Origin of the sequence: Streptomyces cathayae (assembly GCF_029760955.1) — a bacterium.
In the GTDB taxonomy this organism is placed as follows: Bacteria; Actinomycetota; Actinomycetes; order Streptomycetales; family Streptomycetaceae; genus Streptomyces; species Streptomyces cathayae.
The window spans coordinates 4,188,388-4,213,486 of the sequence record NZ_CP121682.1; the positions used below are offsets into that span (position 1 = coordinate 4,188,388).

Below are 25,099 nucleotides of genomic sequence, written 5' to 3' on the forward strand. Positions count from 1 at the left end.
GTGCACTTCTCCTGCCGTCCTACCGATGTGTGGGCCGATTGGCCTTCACTCTGCTGACCTGCGGGTCTGTGGAGTGAAGGGGGTTCGGTTTGCTTTCGGTGGGGGAGGGTGCGTATGGTGGCAGATCGTTTGATCCTATTTGCCCGGCGCCACTGCAGAGCGCGCCGTGTGGCGCGTACTCTCCCCTTACCGTGGTGGACCGCATCGAGGCGGTCGTATTGCGAATTGCGAATCACGGAGTTGACGGGCGCGTGCCGAAGAGACTCCGGAAGGTTTCGCATTCGTATGCCCATCGCCAGTACTGATCACGTCGTCGTGCCCGAGACCCCTGTGACCCCTGAGGACACGAGGAACTCGGTGGACACCGACATCACCGCCGTCATCACCGACGTCGTCGCTGACACCGTCACCGACGTCACCGATGACAGCGACACCACCGACACCGCCGACACCCCCGAGCTCACCTTCGCCGACCTCGGTCTTCCCGAGGGCGTCGTACGCAAGCTCACGCAGAACGGCGTGACCAGCCCCTTCCCGATCCAGGCAGCGACCATCCCGGACGCCCTGGCCGGCAAGGACATCCTCGGCCGCGGCCGCACCGGCTCCGGCAAGACCCTCTCCTTCGGCCTGCCGACGCTGACCACGCTGGCCGGCGGCCGGACCGAGAAGCACAAGCCGCGGGCCGTCATCCTGACGCCCACCCGTGAGCTGGCCATGCAGGTGGCCGACGCGCTCCAGCCCTACGGCGACGTCGTCGGCCTGCGCATGAAGGTCGTCTGCGGCGGCACCTCCATGAGCAACCAGATCTACGCCCTCGAGCGCGGTGTCGACATCCTCGTCGCCACGCCCGGCCGGCTGCGCGACCTCATCAACCGTGGCGCGTGCTCCCTGGCGAACGTGCAGATCGCCGTTCTCGACGAGGCCGACCAGATGTCCGACCTGGGCTTCCTGCCCGAGGTGACGGAGCTGCTGGACCAGGTTCCGGCGGGCGGTCAGCGCATGCTGTTCTCCGCGACGATGGAGAACGAGATCAAGACCCTCGTCGACCGGTACCTGAAGGACCCGGTCAGCCACGAGGTCGACGCCGCCCAGGGTGCCGTCACGACCATGTCGCACCACATCCTGGTCGTGAAGCCGAAGGACAAGGCGCCGGTCACCGCGGCCATCGCCTCCCGCAAGGGCCGCACCATCATCTTCGTCCGCACCCAGCTGGGCGCGGACCGCATCGCCGACCAGCTGCGCGAGGCGGGCGCGAAGGCCGACGCGCTGCACGGCGGCATGACGCAGGGCGCGCGGACGCGGACGCTGGCCGACTTCAAGGACGGCTACGTCAACGTCCTGGTCGCCACGGACGTCGCCGCACGCGGTATCCACGTCGACGGCATCGACCTGGTGCTGAACGTCGACCCGGCCGGCGACCACAAGGACTACCTGCACCGGGCCGGTCGCACGGCGCGCGCGGGCCGTACCGGCACCGTGGTCTCCCTCTCGCTGCCGCACCAGCGGCGCCAGATCTTCCGTCTGATGGAGGACGCGGGCGTGGACGCCACGCGCCACATCATCCAGGGCGGCGCGGCCTTCGACCCGGAGCTCGCCGAGATCACCGGTGCCCGGTCGATGACCGAGGTCCAGGCGGAGTCGGCGGGCAAGGCGGCGCAGCAGGCCGAGCGCGAGGCCGCCCAGCTCACCAAGGAACTGGAGCGGGCGCAGCGCCGGGCCTCCGAACTGCGGGAGGAGGCGGACCGGCTGGTCGCCAGGGCCGCCCGCGAGCGGGGCGAGGACCCGGAGACGGCGGTGGCCGAGGCGGCCACCGAGACGGCGGTCCAGGCCCAGACCGAGGTCTCGCTGCCGGAGCAGCCGACCGCGCGTGACACGGAGCGCTTCGAGCGCCCCGAGCGCCGGGACGGTTTCCGCCGTGACGACCGGGGTGACCGCGGCGACCGCGGCGGTCGTTCCTTCGAACGCCGTGACGACCGCGGCGGGTTCAACCGTGACCGCGACAGGGACCGTGACCGCGACCGTGGCGGCTTCCGCCGTGACGACCGGGGTGACCGCGGCGACCGCGGCGAGCGCGGCGGCCGTTCCTTCGAACGCCGTGACGGCGACCGTGGCGGCTTCCGCCGTGACGACCGCGGTGACCGCAACGGTTTCCGTCGCGACGACCGGGGCGACCGCGGTGAGCGCGGTGACCGTGGCGGCTTCCGCCGTGACGACCGGGGCGAGCGCGGCGACCGTTCCTTCGACCGTGACCGCGGTGGCCGTTCCTTCGAACGCCGCGACGACCGCGGCGGGTTCAACCGCGACGGCGACCGTGACCGTGGCGGCTTCCGCCGTGACGAGCGTGGCGGCCACCGCGGCAGCGACCGTCCGTTCAACCGTGACCGCCAGGGCGACCGCCCCGGCTTCCGTTCCGGCGCCTCCCACGACCGCCCCTACGGCCGCCGTGACGACCACCGCGGTGGCGGCTCCGTCGGCCGTCGCGAGGACAAGCCGCGCTGGAAGCGCAACGGCTGACCCCGGCGCACCGGACCACCCGGGAGGGCCCGCACGACACCCGTCGTGCGGGCCCTCCCGCGTTTTCTCCGGGACACGTCCGGGTCCTCCTCACCGATACCCGATCAAAGACGCGCCCACATCCCGCTATGCTCGTGGGGGCAACATCGCCGAGGGCCCTTAGCTCAATTGGCAGAGCAGTGGACTTTTAATCCATTGGTTGTGGGTTCGAGTCCCACAGGGCCTACCGGTTGCAGGGGAGGGACCGCCCTCTTCGACCTGCTCTTCGGCGTCCGGGTCGGCTTCGGCCGACCCGGACGCCGTTTCGTTGTCCCGTGGCCGGGCCCCCTGCGCCCGCATCAGTGTGTCGTGGCGTGGTGCGGGTTCGTTCAGGCGCGGGAGATGGACTGTTCGATGAGGTCCACGGTGGCGCGGGGGTTCTCGACCTCGAGGACGAGCCGGTCGTAGTGCTCGGCGTCGGCGAGTTCGATGACGACTGCCTTCTCCGGGTTCTTCACGTCCCAGAACAGACGTTCACCGTTGCGGCGGAAGCGGCCCGCGGTGATCAGTCCGGGGAAGTAGGAGCCGCCGACGCGGACGCCCTTGGGTTCGCGGGCCATACCGGGGTCGTGGGTGGCGCCGCGTACGTGGGCGAGGGGGATCTCCAGGCGGCTCTTGAGGGTCCAGAGCTTGTCGAGGCCCTGGAACTCGGCGGTCAGTATGCCGCGTTCGCGGTCGATGGAGATCAGGGCCATGTCAGTACTCCTTGGGAGTGGTGGTCGGCAGGGCGCGCAGGCGCAGGCGGGAACCGAGGACGGTGGAGGCGAGTTGGGGGGCGGCGTCACCGTGGGAGGGGCGCAGGGCCTCCTCCAGTGCCGTGATCCCCTCCGCCACCAGTGCGGCGACCTCCGGGTCGTGGGGGGCGCGTTCGGCGGCGGCGAGGAGGAGGAGCCCGGCGGCCGGACCGTTGTCGTACGAGGCGGTGGCGGTGGTCAGTGCCTGCGCCGGGTCGGTGAGGGTGGCGATGGCCGCGGTGACCGGGTGGATCTCGTGGTCGAGGTGCCGGCGGAGCGCGGTCAGGTGCAGGCTCCGTTTCGAGCCGAAGACCTTGTAGAGGCTGCCCCGGTGGATGCCGGTGGCGGTGACCAGGTCGTCCACCGAGGTGCCCTCGAAGCCGTGGGTGGCGAAGAGGGCGGCTGCGGTGCTGACGGCCTGGTCGGTGTCGAAGGCGCGTGGTCGTCCCATGGCCAAGACGGTACGGGGTATGAGAACGATCGGTCAAGAACAAGCGTTCTTGAATCGGGTCGCCTTGACCCGCAAGGCCGCGGGCGGTCAGGCCGGGCGGCCGTCCTCGGGATCCGTCCGGAGGGTGAGGCGGTGGTAGGCCGCGCGGGCGTGGGCCAGCCGGGACGCGGTCGTGCCGACGAGGGCGGCGGTGAGCAGGCAGCCGAGCAAGAACGTGTCCCTGGGTCCGGCCCAGGTGAGGGTGCCGGTGGGCGGTGTCGCGAAGCCGTTGAGGAACAGCCAGCACAGGACGGCGGTACCGGGGGCCGCGGTGAACCGTGCGCACCCGCCGAGGACGGCGGCGAGCAGGGACAGGGCCGCCAGGAAGAGCCCGGGACGGTGCGGGCCCACGACCGTGTGGAGGAGGGTCATCAGGGCCAGTGCACCGCCGAAGGCGCCCGCCCATATCAGCGGAGTGGTGACGGGCCGGGGGACCGGCCGCGGGCCGGTGTCGACGGTGACCCACTCGATCATGCCGGGGGCCTTGGTGGTCATGTTGCCGCTTCCGTGGAGTGCCTCCCGAGCTTGCCGGGCTGATTTTCGCACCTCTGACGTCGCGAACGGGCCGTCCGTATCGGCCGCTGATCGTGACCCCGTCCGTACCGTCGTGTGTGGTCAGCCGCTCGCATGGGCCGGTTCCGTCTGGTCGACCGGCGCGGCGGTGCTCTGCCGCTCGTCCGGCTTGCGGCGGGTGAGGCGGCCGGCCAGCGGTTCGGTCCAGCGGGCGGTGAGGGGGCCGAGGACGACCAGGATCAGGACGTACGCCGTGGCCAGCGGGCCGATCCGCGGTTCCGTGCCGACGGCGAGACCGGCGATGACGATCGAGAACTCGCCGCGCGCCACCAACGTGCCCCCGGCCCGCCAGCGGCCCTTGGCCGGGATGCCCGCCCGCCGGGCGGCGAACCAGCCGGTGGCGATCTTCGTCAGCATGGTGACGACGGCCAGCGCGAGCGCCGGGAGCAGCACCGGCGGGATGTCCGCCGGGTCGGTGTGCAGCCCGAAGAAGACGAAGAACACCGCCGCGAACAGGTCCCGCAGCGGGGACAGCAGACCGTGCGCGCCCTCGGCGACCTCCTTGGACAGCGCGATGCCGACCAGGAACGCGCCCACCGCCGCCGACACCTGGAGGTGCTGGGCGACGCCCGCGACCAGCAGGGTCAGCCCCAGTACCACCAGCAGCAGCATCTCGGCGTTGTCGGAGGAGACCGCGCGGCTGACGACGCGTCCGTGACGCAGGGCGATGTAGAGGACGGCGCCGACGGTGCCCAGGGAGATCAGCAGCGTGACGCTGCCGCCCGCGAGGCTCACCCCGGCCAGCAGGGCGGTGAGGATCGGCAGGTAGACGGCCATGGCGAGGTCCTCCAGGACCAGTACGCCGAGCACGACCGGTGTTTCGCGGTTGCCCAGCCGCCCGAGGTCGCCGAGCACTTTGGCGATGACCCCGGAGGAGGAGATCCAGGTGACGCCGGCGAGGGCGACGGCGGCGACCGGGCCCCAGCCCAGCATCAGCGCGGCGACGGCGCCGGGGGCGGCGTTGAGGACGAAGTCGACCGCGCCCGACGGGTACTGGGTCTTGAGGGTGGTGACGAGGTCCGACGCGCTGTACTCCAGCCCGAGCATGAGCAGCAGCAGGATGACACCGATCTCGGCGCCGGTGGCGACGAACTCCTCGCTGGCCTGCAGCGGCAGGATCCCGCCATGGCCGAAGGCGAGCCCGGCGAGCAGGTAGAGCGGTATGGGGGAGAAGCCCACCCGTCCGGCGAGACGGCCCAGCAGCCCGAGAGCGAGGATGATCGCTCCGAGTTCGACGAGCAAGGCGGTGGTGTTGTGCACGGGCGGCTGACCTCCGTGGATCGGTTCGGTGGCGGCGTCTGTGCCTGAGAGCTGGGGCTCGCTGGGCGGGAGGGCGGACCCCAGGAGTCGGGAGCCGGGGAACCAGGTGCCGGGGTGTGGTGCTGCGGGAGTCGACTGTCGGGTGTCGGGTGTTGTGTGGAGGGGGAGCGTCCGGTGTGTCCCCTGCGGGGCGGGTCGTCCCCTACGGGGTGAGGGGCCGGGGCCGCGGGCCCAGGGCAGGGTGAGCGGAGACGGCGTGGGACGGGCGCTAGGGCCAGAAGAGGGTGCCGCCGGTATCGGGAACGGCGTCGCGGGCGGCGTTGTCGACACGCACGGGGATCACTCGACCCATGTCACGCCCCCGTTCTTCTCTTCTCGTCGTCGGCCCAACCGGTCGTCAGCGCTCGGCGCTCGACGGGCGATGACGAGCAGCCGACGCTCAGCGCTCGACGTTCGACGGTCAACGCTCGACGAAGGAGCGGAACGCCGGTCAACGGAGCGTAAGCGCTTGGTAAAGATTTTAGCGCACCCCAAACCGGGGTGCGCTATGAGAAAAGCCGCTCAACGTGACGAAACGGCGGCCGTGAATCGTGTCTGAAGACGGGTTCGAGCCGTATCAGCGAGCCGAGTTCCGGTATCGGCTGCCCCTCCGGGGCGGGTAGGGGTCGAACAGCTGAACGCCGATTCCGCTGAGGACCAGACCGGTCGCGATGAGCAGCCCGTGGGGCATGACCAGACCGATGAACAGCAGGACCACGCCGATGCCCAGTACCCACCAAGCGCGCGTGTACCGGTACTCGCGCGGCTTGGCAGGCCGGCCGCTGGACAGGGATCGCGCGAAGTGCGGGTCGTCCTGCTCGATTCGGGCCGCGAGATCGACGAGGCGCTGGTCGTCGGACTGGGGCACGTCTCCTCCTTCCCGAGCGGTGGCAGCACGGGGAGACCTCCGACCGCCACCTGAAAAACGCCTCCGGGCGTCGGTTCCATGACACCGACGCCGGGGGCGAGAAAGTGAGCCGTCGGCCCGTGAACGAGGGCCGACACAGGGGAGCTTGCCCGGGTGCCGAGGTCATCACCCGCCCGGTGCGGGCGGTTCGGCGGGGTCGGGCCCGCGTCCACTTCAAGGATCGCCCGCCGGGCGCCTCGGGACCATCGGGTCCGACCCTCATCTTTGTGGGGGGCGATGATGTAGGTGGGACTCCCGGGCACCCACGGACCCGTGAAAAAATGGGGGTCGGCACGGATGGCGCACAGCCGGAACAGCGTTCACGCTGGGTCGTGGCGCCCCACATGTCCGCGCCCCCGGCACCGACGGGCCGCCGGAACGCTCCCGCCGCACCGGGAGCCTACGGCAGACAGTACGGCAGACGGCGCACGGCGAGCAGGGGTGAGGAGGCGGTACTGAGTGCCACTGTTCTGGCGGATCTTCTTGCTGAACGCCGTCGTGCTGATCACGGCCACCGCCCTGCTGCTCGGACCGGTCACCGTCTCCACCCCGGTCCTGCTCACCGAGGCCGCCGTACTCACCGTGGGGCTGGCCGCCATGCTCTTCGCCAACGCGCTGCTGGTGCGCGTCGGCCTCGCCCCGCTGCAGCGCGTCACCCGCGCCATGTCCACCACCGACCTGCTCCGCCCGGGGCAGCGCCCCGAGGTCGCCGGGCGCGGGGAGATCGCCGAGCTGATCAGCACGTACAACACGATGCTCGACCGGCTGGAGGACGAACGCGCCACGAGCAGCGCCCGTGCCCTCTCCGCGCAGGAGGACGAACGCCGCCGCATCGCCCAGGAACTGCACGACGAGGTAGGCCAGAGCCTCACCGCCGTCCTGCTCCAGCTCAAGCGGGTCGCCGACCACGCCCCGGTGGAGCTGCGCGAGGAGCTGAGCCTGGTGCAGGAGACCACCCGGAGCAGCCTGGACGAGATCCGGCGCATCGCCCGCCGGCTGCGCCCCGGTGTCCTGGACGAACTCGGGCTCGCCAGCGCCCTCAAGGCCCTCACCACCGAGTTCGGCGCCTCCACCGGCCTGATGGTCCAGCACCGCCTCGACCCCGACCTGCCCGACCTGGGGCCGGAGGCCGAACTGGTTCTCTACCGGGTGGCCCAGGAAGGGCTCACCAACATAGCCCGGCACGCGCAGGCACGTCGCGCGGAGGTCTCCCTGCGCCGCACCCCCGCCGGAGTCGACCTCCAGGTCCGGGACGACGGCCACGGCATCGGTGCCGCGGCCGAGGGCGCCGGTATCCGGGGGATGCGTGAACGGGCCCTGCTCGTCGGCGCCGACCTCGATGTGGGTCCCGCTCCCGGCGGCGGGACCCGGGTGCGCCTCGCCGTACCCGTACCCGTACGGGGTCCCGCACCCGTGCGGGCCGTGCCGACCGTGACCGCCGCTCCCGACCGGAAACGCTGAACATGACCGACCCGGCCCCCGCCCGCACCCCCACCGGCCCCGCCGAGGGCCCGCCGCCCACCCGCATCCTCCTCGCCGACGACCACGCGCTGGTCCGCCGGGGCGTACGCCTCATCCTCGACGGCGAACCGGACCTGACGGTCGTCGCCGAGGCAGACAACGGGGCCGAAGCCATCGAGCAGGCCCGCGCCCACGAACCCGACCTGGCCATCCTCGACATCGCCATGCCCCGTCTGACCGGCCTCCAGGCGGCCCGTGAGCTCTCCCGCACCCTCCCGCAGACGCGGATCCTCATCCTGACCATGTACGACAACGAGCAGTTCTTCTTCGAGGCGCTCGGTGCCGGCGCCTCCGGATACGTCCTCAAGTCCGTCGCCGACCGAGACCTGGTGGAGGCCTGCCGGGCCACCATGCGGGGCGAGCCGTTCCTCTACCCGGGCGCCGTCAACGCCCTCATCCGCAACTACCTCGAACTCGCCCGGGACGGCCGGAGCCTGCCCGCCAAGGCCATCACGGACCGGGAGGAGGAGATCCTCAAACTGGTCGCCGAGGGGCACACCTCGCAGCAGATCGCCGACCTCCTCGTCATCAGTCCCAAGACCGTGGAGCGCCACCGCGCCAATCTGCTGGCCAAACTCGACCTGAAGGACCGGCTGGAACTCACCCGGTACGCCATCCGGGTCGGTCTGATCGAGCCCTGACCGCCACCGGCGTCGACACCCGGGTGCCCGGACCGCCACCGGCGTCGGCCCGGGCGCCCGGACCGGCCCTACCGCTCGGCCTCGGCCGGCAGGGGCTCCACCTCCCGGTCGCGCCCGGTGTCCAGGTCGGGTGCGGGCCCGTCCTCCGGAGCGCCGGGCGCGGGCCCGTGGCCCGGGGCGTCGGGTGGGGGCCCATGATCCGGGGCGTCGGGTGGGGGCCCGTGGTCGGAGCGCCGTGCCTGTACGGCACGCAGGGCGCGCGAGCAGGTCGGCCCGTCCGGCGAGCACCGGGCCGAGGACGGCGAGGACGAGCACGTACCCGGCGATGAACGCGGTGAGCCGGCCGTCCAGCCCCGCGCCGGTGGCCATGGCGGCCAGGATCAGCGCGAACTCACCACGGGCGAGGAGTACGGTCGCGCTGTCGGCGTCGATGGGGGCTCTTCGCCAGACGGGGCTGCGGCCGGTGCGGCACGGGGCGGGGGGCCGGGATTTTCGTCGCCTCTGTCCCATCTTCTCGCGTTGTTTCCACGGTGCTTCCACGCTCACGGCCGCCCCCGCGCGACGACCGTCCGTGGTACCACCCACACAAGAGGGGGGACGACCCTCATAGGGGTCCGCCCGGTCCCACGATCCGGTTGTCAGACTTGAATCAGTTCAGCGATCCGCAGTTCCCGCAGTTTCCGAATCCCCTGTCCTTCCAGGAGCGCGTCGATGCCCCACCCGTACGTCCTGCTGTCCGCCGCCGTCTCCCTGGACGGCTACCTCGACGACACCGGCCCCGAGCGGCTGCTGCTGTCCGGCCCGGCCGACTTCGACCGGGTCGACGAGGTACGGGCGTCGGTCGACGCGATCCTGATCGGCGCCGGCACGATCCGCGCCGACAACCCCCGCCTGCTGGTCAACTCGCCCGAGCGGCGGGCCGCCCGGGTCGCCGAGGGCCGGTCCGCGTACCCGCTGAAGGTCAGCGTCAGCGGCTCCGGCGACCTGGACCCGGCGGCGCGGTTCTGGCACACCGGCGGCGAGAAGGTCCTCTACACGACCGACGAGGGTGCCGAACGCGCCCGCGCGCACGGCCTCGCCACCGACGTCGTACCGCTCGGCGCCGCACTCGACTGGCGGCGGCTCCTCACGCACCTGTACGACGTGTACGGCGTCCGGCGGCTCATGGTGGAGGGCGGCGGCCTGATCCACACCCAGCTCCTCACCCAGGGCCTCGCCGACGAGCTCCAGTTGGTCCTCGCCCCGCTCTTCGTCGGCGACCCGGACGCCGCCCGCCTCTTCGGCCCCGGTGCCTACCAGGGCGGTCGGCTGCGGCTGCTGGAGACCCGCCAGGTCGGCGACGTCGTTCTCATGCGCTACGAGCCCACCGCCCCCGGCGCCGGCCCGCTCCCCGTCGCCGCCGACCACCACTGGCTGGCCCTCGCCTGTGAACTGGCGGCTCAGTGCCCGCCGTCGGAGACGGCCTTCAGCGTGGGCGCGGTGGTGGTCGCGGCCGACGGCACCGAACTGGCCCGCGGCCACTCCCGGGAGGGCGGCGACCCGCTGGTGCACGCCGAGGAGGCCGCCCTCGCCAAGACCGACCCCACGGATCCGCGGCTCACGACCGCCACCGTGTACTCCAGCCTGGAACCCTGTGCGCGCCGCGCCTCGCGTCCGGCGCCCTGTGCGCGGCTGATCCTGGACGCGGGGGTGCGGCGGGTGGTCACCGCCTGGCGGGAGCCGGACACCTTCGTGGCGGACGCCGACGGCAGCGGAGTGCTGGCCGCCGGGGGCGCCCAGGTCGTCGTACTGCCCGAGCACGAGGAGGCCGCCACGGCACCGAACGACCATCTGATCGGCCGGTGACGCGACGGCGACGACAAGGAGTGTGCGGAGTGTCCCCCGCATGCCGTATGCTGGTGACACAACGACGCGGGGTGGAGCAGCTCGGTAGCTCGCTGGGCTCATAACCCAGAGGTCGCAGGTTCAAATCCTGTCCCCGCTACTGAAGGCCGAGGGCCGGAATCCGAAAGGGTTCCGGCCCTCGGCCGTTCTCGGCTTCCGCCTCGCCGCTCCGGCTCCTCGTCCCGGCTTCCGCACCGTTGTCACGCCAGGTGATCGGGCCACCGCGCTGCGCATAACAACTGATAAACCGTCAAGTCCAATGTGACGCGTGAGGCAGAGTCAACTCGCCCGCTTTTGCCCGGCGGTAGCGCTTAAGTCCGTGTGGAAATCGTTAACGATCAAGAGGAACGGCTTGGAATCCGACCCCTACCTCTATTAACGTTCGATAACGCAGCGCGGTCGTCCCAGCCGTCACACGAGTCGGCTCCGTGCGCATGCGCCGAATCCCGCAAGGGAACCGGGGAACCAACATCTTGGGGTGAATCGCGTCGGTACCCCCGTGGAGACACGGAGGGTATACGCGCGTAGGAGACCTTCCTGCTCCGAACCCGTCAGCTAACCCGGTAGGCGAGAAGGAAGGAAAGGAGTACGCCCAGGTGGCGTCGAACCGGCCTGCTCCCGAGGCCCCCTTCATCCCGAGCCAGTACGACGGCGATCCCTTCGTCTACGGCGGTGCCCGCCCCGACGAGGGTCCCTTCGAGGAGTGGAACCCCACCGAGGAGTCCGTCCGCCCCGTGCGCGGTCGGCACCGCGTCGGCAAGCAGCGCGGCGGAGGCCTCGCCCGCAGCTCCACAGTTCTGGGTGTCGGTGTCATAGCGGCCGTCGCCGGTGGCGGCATGGCCAGCGCCCAGACCGGCAAGCCGCCGGTCTCGATCTCGATGCCGGACCTTCCCTCTGTCGGTTCCCTCATCTCCGAAGAGGAAACCCCCGCGGGTTCCGCCACCGCGCTCAGCGACATCGCTGCGGTCGCCGACGAGGTCACCGAGCAGGGCGGCTCCGGCTCCGACGCCGGCGAGGCGCTGCACGCCCGGATCATGGCCCAGGTCGAGCAGCAGCAGAGCCAGGCCGAGGACAAGGCCGCCGCCGAGGCCGTCGCCGCCGCGGAGAAGGAGGCCAAGGAGAAGGCCGCCGCCGCGAAGAAGGCGGCGGAGGAGAAGGCCGCCGAGGAGAAGCGGAAGGCGGAGGAGGAGGCCAAGCAGAAGGCCGAGGCCGAGCGCCTCGCCGAGCTGGCCCGGCAGTACGCGCTGCCCACCTCCTCGTACACCGTCTCCTCGACCTTCGGTCAGGCCGGCGCCTACTGGGCCTCCGGCCAGCACACCGGCCTGGACTTCGCCGCTCCCACGGGCACGCTGATCAAGGCGGTCCACACCGGCACGATCACCTCCGCCGGCTGGGACGGCTCCTACGGCTACAAGACCGTGCTGACGCTCGACGACGGCACCGAGATCTGGTACGCCCACCAGTCCTCCATCAGCGTCAGCGTCGGCCAGCAGGTCAACACCGGCGACGTGATCGGCCGCGTCGGCTCCACCGGCAACTCCACCGGCGCCCACCTCCACCTGGAGGTCCACACCGGCTCCGGCGCGGGCATCGACCCGATGGCCTGGCTCCAGTCGAAGGGCCTCACGGTCTGAGACGACCACAGCCCCGGCAGTCCTGACGACGACCCCCCGACGTCAGGACTGCCGGTCAGACGTTTCAGGGGCGGTACGTCTCAGGGGCGGTACGGGTACGCGTACGGGTTCGGCCGGTACGCGGAATGCCCGAGGTGCCCGGGGTACGCGGGGTGCGGGGCATACGCGAGGCCCGTCGCGCCGTGCATGCCGTGCACGCCGTACACGCCGTACGCCGGCCAGGGCGGTACAGGCGGCGCGGTGGCGCGGGCCGCGTGCTCCAGGGCCGGGCGGGCCGCGTCGCGGCGGCGCCACAGTTCCCGCAGCAGCTCCCCCTCCCGCGCGGCGAAGTCCGTGCCCACGCGGCCGCGGCGTGCCCGGTGCCGCAGGAACGCCAGGGACGTCGCGTACGCCTCGTACCGGGCCACCGTCCGGGCCGCCGCCCGGCCCCCGTGCCGGCGCGCGTACCGCCGGGCGATGCGCCGGGCCCGCATCGAGCCGAGCGCGAACGGCTGGGCCGGGCTCAGCCAGCCGGCGGCGACGTACACGGGCAGTTCCGTGCGTACGGTCCGCAGCTCGCGCTGCCGCGTCCACACCACCAGCCAGGTCAGCAGGCCGAACGACGGCACCATGAACGCCCCGTACACGGCGAAGAAGCCGTACTCGCCGAGGACCGAGGAGCCGTTCCACAGCGCGTGCATGCCCATCGCGAGCAGCAGACCGCCCAGCGGCGGCAGGACGCGCCACAGGCGCCGGCGTTCGGTGGCGAGCGCGGCGACGCCGAAGCCGATGCCGGTGAGCACGGTGAAGAGCGGGTGCGCGAACGGCGACATGACGACACGGACGAAGAAGGTCGCCGCGGTGACGGAGGAGACACCGCTGCCGCCGGTGAGCTGGTCGGTGCCGAAGGCGTTGCCCAGGTAGAGGATGTTCTCGGTGAAGGCGAAGCCGGTGGCGGTGACCCCGGCTATCACCACGCCGTCGAGGATTCCGGTGAAGTCGCGTCTGCGGAAGAGGAAGACCAGCAGGACGGCGGCGGCCTTCGCCGACTCCTCCACGACGGGGGCTATGACGGTCGCGCCGAGGGTGTCGGCGCGGGACGGGTCCGCGGTCTCCGTCGCTATCCACTGGGTGGCGAAGCTGTTGGCGACGATCGCCATCAGCGCGGCGGCGCAGGCGCCCCACGCGAAGGAGAAGACGAGGTTGCGCCAGGGGCCCGGTGCGACCCGGTCCAGCCAGCGGAAGGCGGCGATGAGCAGCGGCACCGGGAGGACGGCGAGGCCGAGGCCGACCAGGAAGCCCTCCGTGCCGGTCTGCTCGCGGACCAGACCCAGGATGACCAGGCCGGAGAGTGCGAGGAGGGCGGTCAGCGCCCCATAGCGCACCCAGGGCCGCTGCCACCAGTGCACGTGCCCCGGGGCCCGCCCGGGCGGGCCGGCGGGGTGTGCCCCCGCGCTGGGTCGCGTCGGGTACGGACGGCTGGTGTCCACGGCATTGACCCTAACGAGGGAAGGGCGCTGCCCGCAGGTACGCCGGATGGGCTCAGGGGCCGGTGGGGGGTTGCCCGGTGGGTCGGTCACCGGGCCGGTCGTCGTGCGGTACACGACGGAAGAGCAGGTCGTTCACCACATGGCCCTTCTCCAGCCCCTGCCCCTCGAAACGGGTCAGCGGGCGGAACTCCGGGCGCGGCGCGAAACCGCCGTCCGCCGCGGTGTTCTCGAAGGCGGGATGCGCGGTCAGCACCTCGAGCATCTGCTGGGCGTACGGCTCCCAGTCGGTGGCGCAGTGCACGACCGCGCCCGGTGCCAGCCGGGTCGCGGCGAGGGTGAGGAAGTCGGGCTGGATCAGCCGGCGCTTGTGGTGCCGCTTCTTGGGCCAGGGGTCGGGGAAGAAGACGCGCAGCCCGCTCAGGGAGTCGGGGGTGAGCATCTCGCGGAGCAGGATGATCGCGTCTCCGTTGCCGACGCGCACGTTGTCCAGGCCGTGCTGCTCGGCGAGGTTGAGCAGATGGCCCTGACCGGGGGTGTGGACGTCCACGGCGAGGATGTTGGTGCCGGGGTCGGCGGCGGCCATGCGCACCGTGGCCTCACCCATGCCGAAGCCGATCTCGAGGACGACGGGGCGGTCGTTGCCGAAGAAGTCGGCGAGGTCGAGCCGGTGGCCGTCGACGTCGAAGCCCCACCGGTGCCACAGCCGCTGCAGCGCGTCCGCCTGCCCGGCGGTGACCCGGCTCCGGCGCGGCTGGAAGCTCCGGATCCGCCGCTCGAAGTGCGACCCGGCGGGATCGGCCTTCGGTCCGTCGGGGAAGCGGGGCTCCCCCTTGTCCCGGGTACGGCGGATCGACACACCGGGCGCGTGCTCGGTGTGCGGGGCTGCGGGGGTGTTCAAGGAGTCAGACACAGTGCTCTCGATTTTACGGCGGTCCGCACGGCGGCCCTCAGGGTGACTCCGCGGACGCGTCGGGGCCCTGCCGCACCGGGTCGGCCAGGGCGGCCAGCGCCCGGCGGGCGATCTCCCGGCCGATGGGCAGGGACGCCGTCGCGGCGGGGGAGGGGGCGTTGAGCACGTGGATCGCGCGGGGGGCCTCCCGGATCAGGAAGTCGTCGGCCAGGGTGCCGTCCCGCAGGACGGCCTGCGCCCGCACGCCGGCCGGGGCGGGGACCAGGTCGGCCTCCCGGACCGCGGGCAGGAGCCGGCGGACCGCCGCGGTGAAGGCCCGCCGGGACAGGGAGCGGTGCAGCTCACCCGCGCCGTGCCGCCAGTGGCGGCGGGCCAGGTGCCGGGAGCCCGGCCAGGCCAGGGTGGCGGCCAGCTCGCGCGGGCGGACCGTGCGCCGGTCATAGCCCTCGCGGGCCGGCGCCGGTACGGCGTTCGGGCCGACGTGGACGCCGCCGTGGACGCCGCGCGTGAGGTGGACGCCGAGGAACGGGAAGGCCGGGTCGGGCACCGGGTAGACCAGGCCGCGGACCAGCTCCGGCCGGGTCAGCCCGTAGTACTCGCCGCGGAACGGCACGATGCGCATGCCGGGATCGTCACCGGTGAGGCGGGCGATCTCGTCGCAGTACAGCCCGGCGCAGTTCACCAGGACCCGGCCGCGTACGACGTCCCCGGCGGCGGTCAGGACCGCGACGCCCCGCTCCGGGCGGCGGTCGACGCGGACGACCCGCGCGCCGTAGCGGATCTCCGCGCCGGACGCCTCCGCCAGGCGGCGGGCCACCGCCGCGAAGTCGCAGACGCCGGTGGCGCCGACGTGGAGGGCGGCCAGGCCCTCGACCTCCGGCTCGTACTCGGCGATCTGCGCCGCGCCCAGTTCGCGGACCGTCAGCCCGTTCTCCCGGCCGCGCTGGGCCAGGGCGTGCAGACGGGGCAGTTCGTCCCGGTCGGTGGCGACGATCAGCTTGCCCGTCACGGCGTGCGGGACGCCGTACTCCGCGCAGAACTTGACCATCTCCGCCGCGCCCCGCACCGCGTACCGCGCCTTGAGGGAGCCGGGGCGGTAGTAGATGCCGCTGTGGATGACGCCGCTGTTGCGGCCCGTCTGGTGCCGGGCGGGGCCGGGCTCCTTCTCCAGCACCGTGACCCGCGTGCCCGGCGCCGCGCGGGTGATCGCGTACGCCGTCGACAGGCCGACGATGCCGCCGCCGATCACCAGCACCTCGCAGTCGTACGACCGCCGCACCGCGCGCACCACTCGCACCACCTCCCGCTCCCGATAGTGCACCACGCCACTGACAACGCCCGTGAACCCCAAGGCGCCGGGGCCGCCGGACCCGCCTCGACGGGTCCGGCGGCCCCGGCGGGCGGGGTGCTCAGGCGGGTGTCATCAGCAGCGGCCGGGCCCGCTCGCGCAGCTCGACCACGCGGGGTTCGTCGCCGTAGGGCTCCAGGCGGTGCAGGAGGTCCTTGACGTACTCGGTGGTGCGGGCGGACGAGATGCGGCCGGCCACCTCCACCGCGCGCACACCCTGCTCACAGGCGGCGTCCAGGTTGCCCGACTCCAGTTCGGCGACCGCCGAGACGACGAGCCGCAGGCCGTGCGAGCGCACGAACTCCTCCGTCGGACGCGACAGTGCCTGCTCGGTGAAGCGGCGGACCTGGCGGGGTGCCTTCAGGTCGCGGTAGCACTCCGCGGCGTCGGCGGCGAACCGGTCGTAGGAGTAGAAGCCGAGCCAGCCCGGGTCGCTGTCGCCGGGGCGGGAACGTTCCAGCCAGCCCTCGGCGGACTTCAGGGCCGCGCCGGCCGCCGGGGCGTCACCCGCGCGTGCGTGCGCGCGGGCCTCCACGAGCCGGAAGAAGCTCATGGTGCGGGCCGTGGCCAGGCCGCGGTTGCGCTCCAGCGCGGCCTGGGCGAGATCGACGCCCTCGTCGCCGAAGCCGCGGTAGGTGGCCTGCAGGGACATGGAGGCCAGGACGTATCCCCCCAGGGGGACGTCGGCCGCCGCCCGGGCCAGCCGCAGGGCCTGGATGTAGTAGCGCTGGGCGGCCTCCTGCTGGCCGGTGTCGAAGGCCATCCAGCCGGCGAGCCGGGTGAGTTCGGCGGACGCGCCGAACAGGGCGCGGCCGACGTCGTCGGCGTAGGAGCCCAGCAGCAGCGGCGCCGCCTCCACCCGCAGGCACTCGGGGACCATCGAGGAACGCCAGTCGCCGCCGCCGTACTTGGAGTCCCAGCGCCGCGCGTCCTCGGCCGCCTCGCGCAGTTTGCGCACGTCGCTGTGGCCGACTCTGGCCGGTGCGGCCGAGCCCTCGGCGGGGCTCACCTCGCGCGCGACCGAACTGTCGGCCGGGGTTATCAGCCAGCGTGAGGCGGGCGTGGCGTACGCGCTCACCGCGAACGATCCGGCGAGCGACTGCCAGATGCCGCCGGACCCCGCTCTGCGGCCGGCCAGGTCCAGCCGGTACAGCTCGGTGGCGGACTTCACCGCCTGCCCGACGTCCCGGGGGAAGGCGAGCCCCACTTCGGGCGCGGGATCCGCGTCCGCCAGGCCGATCTCGTGGAGCGGCACCGGACGGCCGAGTTTCTGGCCGATGGCGGCGGCGATCAGGTGCGGCGCCGTGCCCTGTGGCACCATCCCCTTCGACACCCAGCGCGCCACCGACGTCTTGTCGTAGCGCAAGGTCAATCCGCGTTGGGCGCCAAGGTCGTTGACGCGCCGCGCGAGGCCCGCGTTGGAGATTCCCGCGAGGGCGAGAACGGTGCCGAGTTTTTCGTTCGGCCCGCGTTGCTCCCTGGACATGCGCCACCCCTCGACACAGACGCTGCCGCTCTGGCATAACCCGGCGGCATTCGTAAACCCAGCGTAGTTCGCCGCATCCCAAGCGTTAAGGGGCATTCTTCCGGATGGCGGGATTGTGGTCCGTACTGAAGTGCGGGTCCGATACGCGCGGTTGCGGCATGCTCCCGGCGTGTGGCCGTGCGCCCGTGTGTGCGCTCTCCTGTGGCCATGGCGGGAACGGTTCCATGGTCGGGCGTGGGTCGGCCCGCTGTACTGGATCCAGCGGGCTGGGGGACACCGCCGCCTTCATCCCCGCGGGCGGCGGAGACGGTCCGGGAGGCGTGCTCCGCCTCCCGGACCGTGCGCCCGCCCAACGGTGCGCAGAGCCTGTACGGAGCGTGTTCGAGGTTGTCCTCGCATCTCCGAATTGGCCGAAAATCGATGCCCTCGTTCGAGGGCTGTCACCGTGTCTATCCTGGCAGTTGAGGGCGCGTTGGAGGTTTTTGGGGCGCGCTGGGGGGCGCATTCGCGTCGCGCCGACGGGGGTGGGTGCGCGGCCGCGGTCGGGCGATCTCCTTGCGTCGGGCGGATGTTCGGAGCGGGGTGGGTGTATCCGCCGGGGCGCATTCGACGGAGCACATGCGGCACCGGCACCCCTCTCGAGCGCCTCCTTCATGGCAGCATGGACAACCGGTGCGCACGGCGCACCGGTTGTCCACAGCCTGTGGAGGCGTCGATGCGGTGGTTGGTGGGATGGAGCAGCACCGCCGCGGGTGCCCCGGCGTTCGGCTCCGCCGGCGCCACCGGGTCCGACGGCGAGACCGTGCAGCCGGTGGGTTCGCAACCGCTGTGGGGCGACCCCGATCCGCTGTGGGCGGTCGGCGACTGGCGCCCCGACGAGGTGCGGGTGGTGTCCGCCGACGCCGAGACCCGGATCGCCGTCCTCGGCACCTGCGGCGCCACCGACGAGCAGCTGCGCGTCGCCCTGTTCGCCGCACGCGGCGGCGCGCTCCGCCATCTGACCGCCTGGCCGGGCAGCTACACCGCCGTCGTGCGGGTGGGCCGCCGGATCACCGTCTGCGGCGACCTCGCGGGCGCCCGGCCGGTGTTCCACACCCCCTGGGAGGGCGGCACGGCGTTCGCGACCGCCGCGCTCCCGCTCGCCGACCTCGTCGAGGCCAACCTCGACTTCGGTCACCTCGCCGCGCTCCTCGCCGCCCCCGACGTACCGGCCGCGCTGTACGACTCCACTCCGTACGACGGCGTGAAACGCGTTCCGCCGGGGCATGCGCTGATCCTGCGCGCCGGGGCGCGTGAGATCGCCGGGTACGAGCCCGTCGCCTCGCTCGCCGTCGCCGCGCCTCCCGCCGACCCCGACAGCGCGGTGGACGCCGTCCGGGACGCGCTGGTCGAGGCGGTACGCACCCGGCTCGCCGCGCCCCGCCACGTACCCGGCGCCGACATCGACCCCGGCCCGGTCCCGGGCATGGGGCCCGCCGAACGCCGCGCGGCGCGCGGGATGCCGGTGCCCGGCATCGGGGCCGACCTGTCGGGCGGGCCCGCGTCCGGGACGCTGGCGCTGCTCGCCGCCGGGCTGCCGGGCATGCCGGGAACCGTGCTGGGGCACGGCACGGGCGCGGGGGAACGACTGCTCGCCGTCACCTTCAACGATCTCGCGGGGGGTTCCGCGAGCGGTCCGGCCGGTGGTCCGCTCGGCGGGCGGGAGGACGAGCTGGCGCGGGCCGGGGCGCTGGCCGCCAACCCCCGGCTGCACCACGTGGTGGTCGCGGGCGGCGAGGACACCCTGCCGTACGCGGATCTGGACGGGCCGCTGACGGACGAGCCGGGACCCTCCCTCGTGATCGCTGCCCGGCACCGGGCGCGACTGGCGGCGGGCAGCGCGGACCACTTCACCGGGTACGGGGCCCGGCAGGTGCTCGACGCGCATCCCGCCCGGCTCGCCGACCTGCTGGTGGACCGCAAGCGCCGCCATCTCGTACGGCCCGTCGCCGCGCTGGCCAAGGCGGACGGGTCCGTGATGGTGCCCGCCCGGGTGTACGCCGCGGCCCGGCGCCTCGCCCGTACGCCCTACCGCACGGGGCTGGAGAACCTCGCGGGACAGCTGCTGCGCCACCAGTTGGGCGACGAGGCCCCCGGAGGCGCGGCGGACGCCTCGCTGGCCGCCCTCACCTGGGGAAGACCCGGGCCGGCGGCGCGCTGGCTGACCGGTGAGGCGCTCGCTGAAGTATCGGTTCGCCTCCAGGCCTCGACGAGCCGGTCCGAGGTGGGGCCGGGGCAGCGGCCCGGCGACTTCCGCGCGCGTGCGGCACTGGCCCGGCACGCGGCGGACCTGCGGGTGCTGGAGCAGGCCGCCGAGATCCGCTTCCAGCGGCTGCACACGCCGTTCCTCGACAACCAGGTCGTCCGTGCGTGCCGGGCGCTGCCCGAGGCGCTGCGGGTGCGGCCGGGGGCGCGCGCCGCGATCCTGCGGACCGTGCTGGATGGCGCGGGCGTACGGGAGTTGCCCGCCGGATGGGGCGCGCCGACCCAGGCGACCACGGCGGCCGCGGCGCGGACCGGGCTGCGGGTGGCCGCGGACACGCTGATGGCACTGTTCGACACCCCGCTGCTGGCGGAAGCGGGACTGGTCGAGGCCCGGGTGGTGCGCAAGGCGCTGCGGGCGGCGGCGGAAGGGGAGCCGCTGCCCCTGGACGGGCTGGCGGACCTGGTCTCCCTGGAACTGTGGCTGCGGCGGCTGTTGGCCCGGCGGGGAACCTGTTGGACGGGCACGCCCGGCCGGCAGCGCGCGGTCCCCGAGGGCATCGCACCACAACGAGGAGCACTGGCCCGCGGGGTGTGAACGGGGCCCCGCAAGCGGACCCCCCCCACGAGCGGGTCCCCCATGGACAGCGCTCCCCCTATGAGCGGGCCCTTACGAGCGGGGCTGCACGGGCAGGCCCCCCCCACGAGCGGCCCCCTACGGGCGGGGTTCCACGGGCGGGCCCCCTACGAGCAGGGTTCCACGAGCGAGTCCCCCACAGGCAGGGCTCCACCCACGAGCGGACCCCCTACGGGCAGGGCTCCACGAGCAGGCCCCCCCCACGAGCAGGCCCCGCAAGCAGGAGCGCTCCCCCCATCCCCGCTCACCTGCGATGCAGAGGCGCGCCCGGTTTCCCACGACCCGCCCCGCCGGACAGACCCTGCCCCGACCTCCGCCCGGGCAGGGAGCCTTGCGCGTCTCACGCCGGGCGTGAGCGCAGCCCCTCCAGCAGGATGTCCAGCAGACGTGCCGAGGCAGCCGCCTGCTGTGCCGCGTCCGGCAGCGAGGGTGCGGCCGTGGCGATCACCAGGAGCACGTCCGACACCGACACGTCCGGTCGGAGCGCGCCCGCCTCGCGGGCCCGCTCCACCAGCCGGCCGACGACGTCGAGGAGCTGCGCCGCGCCGGCGTCGTCCTCCGCGCTGCCGGACGACGCTTCCCCGGGCACCAGCCGCAGCTCACCCGCCGCGTACTGCGCCCGCTGCCGCGGCACCCGCGCGTGGTCCGTCACGCCGTGCTCGTCCGCCACACCCACCCGCAGCACCTGCGGCGGCAGCAGCCGCCCGGCGCCCGAGTCGACCGACGTGCGCAGGAAGCGGGAGAGCGCCGACCACGGCTCGTCCTCCTGACCGAGCGCCGCACGCGCCTGGTCGGTCAGCCGGGAGATCTCCTCCTCGGCTATCCGCCGCACCAGGACGTCCTTGCTCGGGAAGCGCCGGTACACCGTGCCCACACCGACCCGCGCCCGGCGTGCCACGTCCTCCATCGGCGCGCCGTATCCCAGCTCGCCGAAGACCTCACGGGCCGCACGCAGCACGTGCTCCAGATTGCGCTGGGCGTCCACCCGCAGCGGTGCCGTGCGCGGCCCGCCCGCGCGTCCGCGATCCGACGGTGCGCTCAGCGCGGTGCCGGGCGCGACAGCGGACGCGGAAGACCAATGAGAATCCTGAACATGCATACGCTTTCCCCCGGTAATGATGACGTCTCCCCCCGGAGACTCCCCGCCATAGATGGCTGGGGTTCGAGGAACATGCCCGGTGGCCGGCTCCGCCCGTCGCGGACCCGAAGAGCGCATCCCCCTACACCCCGTCGACGTACGAACATAGTTGAGTGAGGGTCAATTCAGAAGAGGCAGGTTCCGCACGGAGCGCCCCCCGATCGGAGTACGGGGCGCATTGATCCCGAATGTGCCCCCGAGACGACACCGGGAAACCATCGGTGACCTGCGCACACGCCGTTCGGTCGGTTCGTCGGGCCCCTCCGGCCCCCCACGGCCTCCGGTCACACAATTCGTCGGGGCTGTGGACAAACGCGCGCGTCGGGTGCGTCATGGGATGGTGAAGGAACGTGCGCGCATTCTCGTTGTCGGCGGCGGTTACGTCGGGATGTACACGGCCCTGCGCCTGCAGCGGAAGCTGAAACGGGAACTCGCCCGGGGCGCCGTCGAGATCACGGTGGTCACACCGGACCCGTACATGACGTACCAGCCCTTTCTCCCGGAAGCGGCCGCCGGTGCCATTTCTCCTCGGCATGTCGTCGTACCGCTGCGTCGTGTCCTGGACCGGTGCCACATCGTCATCGGCGAGGTCACCGCCCTCGACCACGCCGCCCGCACCGCCACCGTCGCCACGCTCGCCGACAAGGAGGAGGGCAGCGGCGGCAGGCCGATGGCGTACGACGAACTCGTCCTCGCGCCCGGCTCCGTCTCGCGCACCCTGCCGATCCCCGGTCTCGCCGACCACGCCATCGGCTTCAAGACCCTCGAGGAGGCCATCGGACTGCGCAACCACGTCCTCGAGCAGATGGACATCGCCTCCTCCACCCGCGACCTCGACATCCGCGACGCGGCCCTCACCTTCGTCTTCGTCGGCGGCGGCTACGCGGGCGTCGAGGCACTCGGCGAACTGGAGGACATGGCCCGCTACGCCACGCGGTACTACCACAACCTCCGCCCCGAGGACATGAAGTGGATCCTCGTCGAGGCCTCGCACCGCATCCTGCCCGAGGTCGGCGAGGCGATGGGCCGGTACACGGTCAGCGAACTGCGCCGCCGCAACATCGACGTACGGCTCGAGACCCGCCTCGAGTCCTGCGCCGACCGCGTCGCCGTGCTCAGCGACGGCGCCCGCTTCCCCACCCGTACCGTCGTGTGGACCGCCGGGGTCAAACCGCACCCCGTTCTCGCCGCCACCGACCTGGCGCGCGACGAGCGCGGACGGCTGAAGTGCACCGCCGAACTCGCGGTGGAGGGCACCACGCACGCGTGGGCCGCGGGCGACGCCGCCGCCGTCCCCGACGTCACCTCGAAGGAGCCCGGCCGGGAGTGCGCCCCCAACGCGCAGCACGCGCTCCGCCAGGCCAGGCTCCTCGCCGACAACGTCGCGCACTCCCTGCGCGGCGAACCCCTGGAGAAATACGCCCACTCCTACGCCGGATCGGTCGCCTCCCTGGGACTGCACAAGGGCGTCGCCCACGTCTACGGGCGCAAACTCAAGGGCTACCCGGCCTGGTTCATGCACCGTACCTACCACCTGAGCCGCGTCCCCACCTTCAACCGCAAGGCGCGCGTGGCCGCCGAATGGACGCTCGCCGGGCTCTTCAAACGGGAGATCGTCTCCCTGGGTTCACTCGAACACCCGCGGGCCGAGTTCGAACTGGCGGCCGGTGGAAAGCCTCCTCAGGACCCCCCGCACAACCCGAAGGGGTCCTCCTGACCGGACCCAGGAACTTCACCGGCCGGCCCGACGTCTGACGGATGTCGGCCCGGTCGGCAGCCTGCCAGACTGGTCCACCACCGGGGGCGGGCGGCCGTCCGTCCCCGGTGCGGCCCCGGGGCCCCGGCCCATCCCGGTTTCCGGCCGCCGACGACTACACGAGGCAAGGTTTCGTGAACTTCACGCGCTGGAGCGCCCGGCTCCCCGGAACACAGCGCCGCGCCGCAGCGCGCAGCGCGTACACGGTCTCCCCGGACCGGCGGGGAGAGGGCTCCGTGCCCGCCGCCCGCGCCGGACAACCCGCCGACCAGCCGCCGTCCGTGCCCGTGGTCGACGACCTCAGGGTGCGCGAGGTCCTCGACCACGTCCCCTCCCTCGTCGCCCTGGTGCACGGCCCCGATCACCGCATCGCCTACGTCAACGACGCCTACACGGCCGCCTTCGGCCCCCGCCCGGTCGGCGCCCCCGCGCGAGGAGCGCTCCCGGAGCTCGACGAACTCGGCCTGCTCCCCCTCCTCGACCAGGTCCTGCGCAGCGGCAAGCCCCGCACGGTCAAGTCCCGCAAGGCCCCCGACGGCCGCTCCTACACCTTCACCTGCACCCCGGTCAGCGACGGCCACGCCGACGGGGCCGCGGGCGGCGGGCGCGGCCGGGGCGGCCGCGGGCGCGGTGTGCTGGTCTTCGCCACCGACGTCACCGACCACGCCGAGGCCGCGGAACGGCTGCGCGCGAGCGAACGCCGCCAGCGCGAGACCGCCGTCACCCTCCAGCGCTCCCTCCTCCCGCAGGAGCTCGAGGAGCCCGACGACCTGCGGGTCGCCGCCACCTACCACCCCGGCGGCACCGAGGCCGCGGTCGGCGGTGACTGGTACGACGTGATCACCCTCGGCGGCGGGCGCACCGCCCTGGTCATCGGCGACGTCATGGGCCGGGGCGTCCGCGCCGCGGCCGTCATGGGCCAGCTCCGTACGGCGGTGCGCGCCTACGCCCGCCTCGACCTCCCCCCGCACGAGGTCCTCCAGCTGCTCGACGGCCTTGCCATGGAGATCGACGCCAACCAGATCGCCACGTGCGCGTACGCCATCCACGACCCCAACGAGGGCACCCTCGTCCACGCCTCCGCCGGCCACCTGCCCATCCTGGTCCGCGACGAGCAGGGCACCGTCCGGCGCGCCGACGAGCCGACCGGACCCCCGCTCGGCACCGGCGGCTGGATGCACTCCTCCGGCTCGATCCCGCTGGGCCCCGGCTCCACCGCCGTCCTCTACACGGACGGCCTGGTCGAGCGCCGCGACGAGGACCTCGACGAGGGCATCGCGGCCCTGGAGCGCGCCCTGGCCGGCGCGACCGGCACCCCCCAGGTGGTCTGCGACCGCCTGGTCCGCTCGGCGGGGGTGACCCCGGACCACGACGACGACGTCGCCGTGCTGGTACTTCAGCACCCCGCCCGCAAGGGCCCGGAGAGCGAGCTCTTCCGTAACGCGGCCCTGGAGCTGCTGGGCGGCGTCGAAGCGGCCCCCCGCGCGCGTGCCTTCGCCTCCGGTGTGCTGACCAGCTGGCGGTTCCCCGCCGACCTGCACGACCTGGGCGTCCTGGCCGCCAGCGAACTCGTCGCCAACTCCCTCCAGCACGGCACCCCGCCCATGCGGCTGCGGCTGCGCCGCACCGACCGCCGGCTGATCGTCGAGGTCACCGACGGCGACGACCACCTCCCGAGGCGCCGCCGCGCGGAACCCGCCGACGAGTCCGGCCGGGGCATCGCCATCGTCGCGACGATCGCCTCCAGCTGGGGAAGCAGGCGTACCCCGGGCGGCGGCAAGGCCGTCTGGTGCGAGTTCACCCTGCCGAAGCCGACGGGTTCGTAGGGCGGACTCGTAGAGCGGGCTGGTGGACGAGCCCTCTGACGAGCCGGATGCG

Annotated in this window: 18 protein-coding genes, 2 tRNA genes, 1 pseudogene and 1 riboswitch; of the genes and pseudogenes, 10 read left to right on the forward strand and 11 right to left on the reverse strand. The window is 73.0% G+C overall.

Features of this window, described 5'->3' with window-relative positions:
• The first annotated feature begins 285 nt into the window (after positions 1–285).
• Together PYS65_RS19100 and PYS65_RS19105 are read left to right on the forward strand one after the other, a co-directional pair.
• The gene (locus PYS65_RS19100) at positions 286–2,514 is read left to right on the forward strand and encodes a DEAD/DEAH box helicase (RefSeq protein ID WP_279335143.1); all 2,229 of its coding nucleotides are present in this window, start codon (positions 286–288) and stop codon (positions 2,512–2,514) included.
• Positions 2,515–2,667: 153 nt separating this feature from the next.
• Positions 2,668–2,740: transfer RNA gene (locus tag PYS65_RS19105), tRNA-Lys, on the forward strand.
• 142 nt (positions 2,741–2,882) lie between these two features.
• On the opposite strand, the gene PYS65_RS19110 is transcribed toward PYS65_RS19105, so the two are convergent.
• The 5 genes from PYS65_RS19110 to PYS65_RS19130 all read right to left on the reverse strand — a co-directional run bounded on the left by PYS65_RS19110 (position 2,883) and on the right by PYS65_RS19130 (position 6,517).
• A complete protein-coding gene (locus tag PYS65_RS19110) occupies positions 2,883–3,248 on the reverse strand; it encodes a hypothetical protein (RefSeq protein ID WP_279335144.1) in 366 nt (121 codons plus the stop codon).
• Position 3,249: 1 nt separating this feature from the next.
• Positions 3,250–3,738: a TetR/AcrR family transcriptional regulator gene (locus tag PYS65_RS19115; protein WP_279335145.1), complete on the reverse strand. Its 489-nt coding sequence runs from the start codon at positions 3,736–3,738 to the stop codon at positions 3,250–3,252.
• Positions 3,739–3,825: 87 nt separating this feature from the next.
• A complete protein-coding gene (locus tag PYS65_RS19120) occupies positions 3,826–4,251 on the reverse strand; it encodes a DUF4118 domain-containing protein (protein ID WP_279337998.1) in 426 nt (141 codons plus the stop codon).
• Positions 4,252–4,392: 141 nt separating this feature from the next.
• Positions 4,393–5,610, reverse strand: a complete 1,218-nt coding sequence (locus PYS65_RS19125; RefSeq protein WP_279335146.1) for a cation:proton antiporter — start codon at positions 5,608–5,610, stop codon at positions 4,393–4,395.
• Between the two features lie 616 nt (positions 5,611–6,226).
• Positions 6,227–6,517, reverse strand: a complete 291-nt coding sequence (locus tag PYS65_RS19130; RefSeq protein ID WP_279335147.1) for a DUF3040 domain-containing protein — start codon at positions 6,515–6,517, stop codon at positions 6,227–6,229.
• 498 nt (positions 6,518–7,015) lie between these two features.
• On the opposite strand from PYS65_RS19130, the gene PYS65_RS19135 reads away from it, so the two are divergent.
• Together PYS65_RS19135 and PYS65_RS19140 are read left to right on the forward strand one after the other, a co-directional pair.
• Positions 7,016–8,017, forward strand: coding sequence for a HAMP domain-containing sensor histidine kinase (locus tag PYS65_RS19135; RefSeq protein WP_279335148.1), 1,002 nt, complete (start codon positions 7,016–7,018; stop codon positions 8,015–8,017).
• A gap of 2 nt (positions 8,018–8,019) precedes the next feature.
• Positions 8,020–8,718 carry a response regulator gene (locus PYS65_RS19140; protein ID WP_279335149.1) on the forward strand — a complete coding sequence of 233 codons (699 nt, stop codon included), beginning with the start codon at positions 8,020–8,022 and terminating at the stop codon, positions 8,716–8,718.
• Positions 8,719–8,975: 257 nt separating this feature from the next.
• Here the strand turns inward: PYS65_RS19140 and PYS65_RS19145 are convergent.
• Positions 8,976–9,144 (reverse strand): annotated as a pseudogene (locus PYS65_RS19145) (cation:proton antiporter); the annotation flags it as partial.
• 285 nt (positions 9,145–9,429) lie between these two features.
• On the opposite strand from PYS65_RS19145, the gene PYS65_RS19150 reads away from it, so the two are divergent.
• From PYS65_RS19150 to PYS65_RS19160, 3 genes are all read left to right on the forward strand, one after another.
• Positions 9,430–10,563 (forward strand): dihydrofolate reductase family protein, encoded by a 1,134-nt coding sequence (locus PYS65_RS19150; protein WP_279335150.1) that lies wholly within the window; start codon positions 9,430–9,432, stop codon positions 10,561–10,563.
• A 65-nt stretch (positions 10,564–10,628) separates the two neighbouring features.
• Positions 10,629–10,702 (forward strand) — tRNA-Met (locus PYS65_RS19155).
• Between the two features lie 327 nt (positions 10,703–11,029).
• Positions 11,030–11,187: riboswitch (cyclic di-AMP (ydaO/yuaA leader) on the forward strand.
• An 11-nt stretch (positions 11,188–11,198) separates the two neighbouring features.
• Positions 11,199–12,236, forward strand: coding sequence for a M23 family metallopeptidase (locus PYS65_RS19160; protein WP_279335151.1), 1,038 nt, complete (start codon positions 11,199–11,201; stop codon positions 12,234–12,236).
• An 80-nt stretch (positions 12,237–12,316) separates the two neighbouring features.
• Here PYS65_RS19160 and PYS65_RS19165 read toward each other — a convergent pair whose 3' ends face one another.
• The 4 genes from PYS65_RS19165 to PYS65_RS19180 form a co-directional block, all read right to left on the reverse strand.
• Positions 12,317–13,705, reverse strand: a complete 1,389-nt coding sequence (locus PYS65_RS19165) for a PrsW family intramembrane metalloprotease (RefSeq protein ID WP_388708686.1) — start codon at positions 13,703–13,705, stop codon at positions 12,317–12,319.
• Positions 13,706–13,757: 52 nt separating this feature from the next.
• Positions 13,758–14,615, reverse strand: coding sequence for a tRNA (guanosine(46)-N7)-methyltransferase TrmB (trmB, locus tag PYS65_RS19170; RefSeq protein ID WP_279335152.1), 858 nt, complete (start codon positions 14,613–14,615; stop codon positions 13,758–13,760).
• A gap of 37 nt (positions 14,616–14,652) precedes the next feature.
• Positions 14,653–15,936 (reverse strand): L-2-hydroxyglutarate oxidase, encoded by a 1,284-nt coding sequence (gene lhgO / locus PYS65_RS19175; RefSeq protein WP_279338000.1) that lies wholly within the window; start codon positions 15,934–15,936, stop codon positions 14,653–14,655.
• 88 nt (positions 15,937–16,024) lie between these two features.
• On the reverse strand, positions 16,025–17,449 hold the full coding sequence (locus PYS65_RS19180; protein ID WP_279335153.1) for an NsdA family TPR-like regulatory protein: 1,425 nt from the start codon (positions 17,447–17,449) through the stop codon (positions 16,025–16,027).
• 715 nt (positions 17,450–18,164) lie between these two features.
• Between PYS65_RS19180 and PYS65_RS19185 the strand changes: the two genes are divergently transcribed.
• Positions 18,165–20,288, forward strand: a complete 2,124-nt coding sequence (locus PYS65_RS19185; protein WP_279335154.1) for an asparagine synthase-related protein — start codon at positions 18,165–18,167, stop codon at positions 20,286–20,288.
• Between the two features lie 379 nt (positions 20,289–20,667).
• Here PYS65_RS19185 and PYS65_RS19190 read toward each other — a convergent pair whose 3' ends face one another.
• Positions 20,668–21,426, reverse strand: a complete 759-nt coding sequence (locus PYS65_RS19190; protein ID WP_279335155.1) for a TetR/AcrR family transcriptional regulator — start codon at positions 21,424–21,426, stop codon at positions 20,668–20,670.
• A 376-nt stretch (positions 21,427–21,802) separates the two neighbouring features.
• Here PYS65_RS19190 and PYS65_RS19195 point away from each other — a divergent pair, with 376 nt between their 5' ends.
• Both PYS65_RS19195 and PYS65_RS19200 read left to right on the forward strand, forming a co-directional pair.
• Positions 21,803–23,182, forward strand: coding sequence for an NAD(P)/FAD-dependent oxidoreductase (locus PYS65_RS19195; protein ID WP_279335156.1), 1,380 nt, complete (start codon positions 21,803–21,805; stop codon positions 23,180–23,182).
• Positions 23,183–23,355: 173 nt separating this feature from the next.
• Positions 23,356–25,047 carry an ATP-binding SpoIIE family protein phosphatase gene (locus PYS65_RS19200; protein WP_279335157.1) on the forward strand — a complete coding sequence of 564 codons (1,692 nt, stop codon included), beginning with the start codon at positions 23,356–23,358 and terminating at the stop codon, positions 25,045–25,047.
• Positions 25,048–25,099: the final 52 nt, after the last annotated feature.

Coding starts and splice junctions, on each gene's coding strand:
- PYS65_RS19110 (WP_279335144.1), bottom strand. CDS start 3,248: ATGGCCCTGATCTCCATCGACCGCGAACGCGGCATACTGACCGCCGAG.
- PYS65_RS19150 (WP_279335150.1), top strand. CDS start 9,430: ATGCCCCACCCGTACGTCCTGCTGTCCGCCGCCGTCTCCCTGGACGGC.
- PYS65_RS19100 (WP_279335143.1), top strand. CDS start 286: ATGCCCATCGCCAGTACTGATCACGTCGTCGTGCCCGAGACCCCTGTG.
- PYS65_RS19185 (WP_279335154.1), top strand. CDS start 18,165: ATGCGGTGGTTGGTGGGATGGAGCAGCACCGCCGCGGGTGCCCCGGCG.
- PYS65_RS19190 (WP_279335155.1), bottom strand. CDS start 21,426: ATGCATGTTCAGGATTCTCATTGGTCTTCCGCGTCCGCTGTCGCGCCC.
- PYS65_RS19120 (WP_279337998.1), bottom strand. CDS start 4,251: ATGATCGAGTGGGTCACCGTCGACACCGGCCCGCGGCCGGTCCCCCGG.
- PYS65_RS19180 (WP_279335153.1), bottom strand. CDS start 17,449: ATGTCCAGGGAGCAACGCGGGCCGAACGAAAAACTCGGCACCGTTCTC.
- PYS65_RS19115 (WP_279335145.1), bottom strand. CDS start 3,738: ATGGGACGACCACGCGCCTTCGACACCGACCAGGCCGTCAGCACCGCA.
- PYS65_RS19140 (WP_279335149.1), top strand. CDS start 8,020: ATGACCGACCCGGCCCCCGCCCGCACCCCCACCGGCCCCGCCGAGGGC.
- PYS65_RS19195 (WP_279335156.1), top strand. CDS start 21,803: ATGGTGAAGGAACGTGCGCGCATTCTCGTTGTCGGCGGCGGTTACGTC.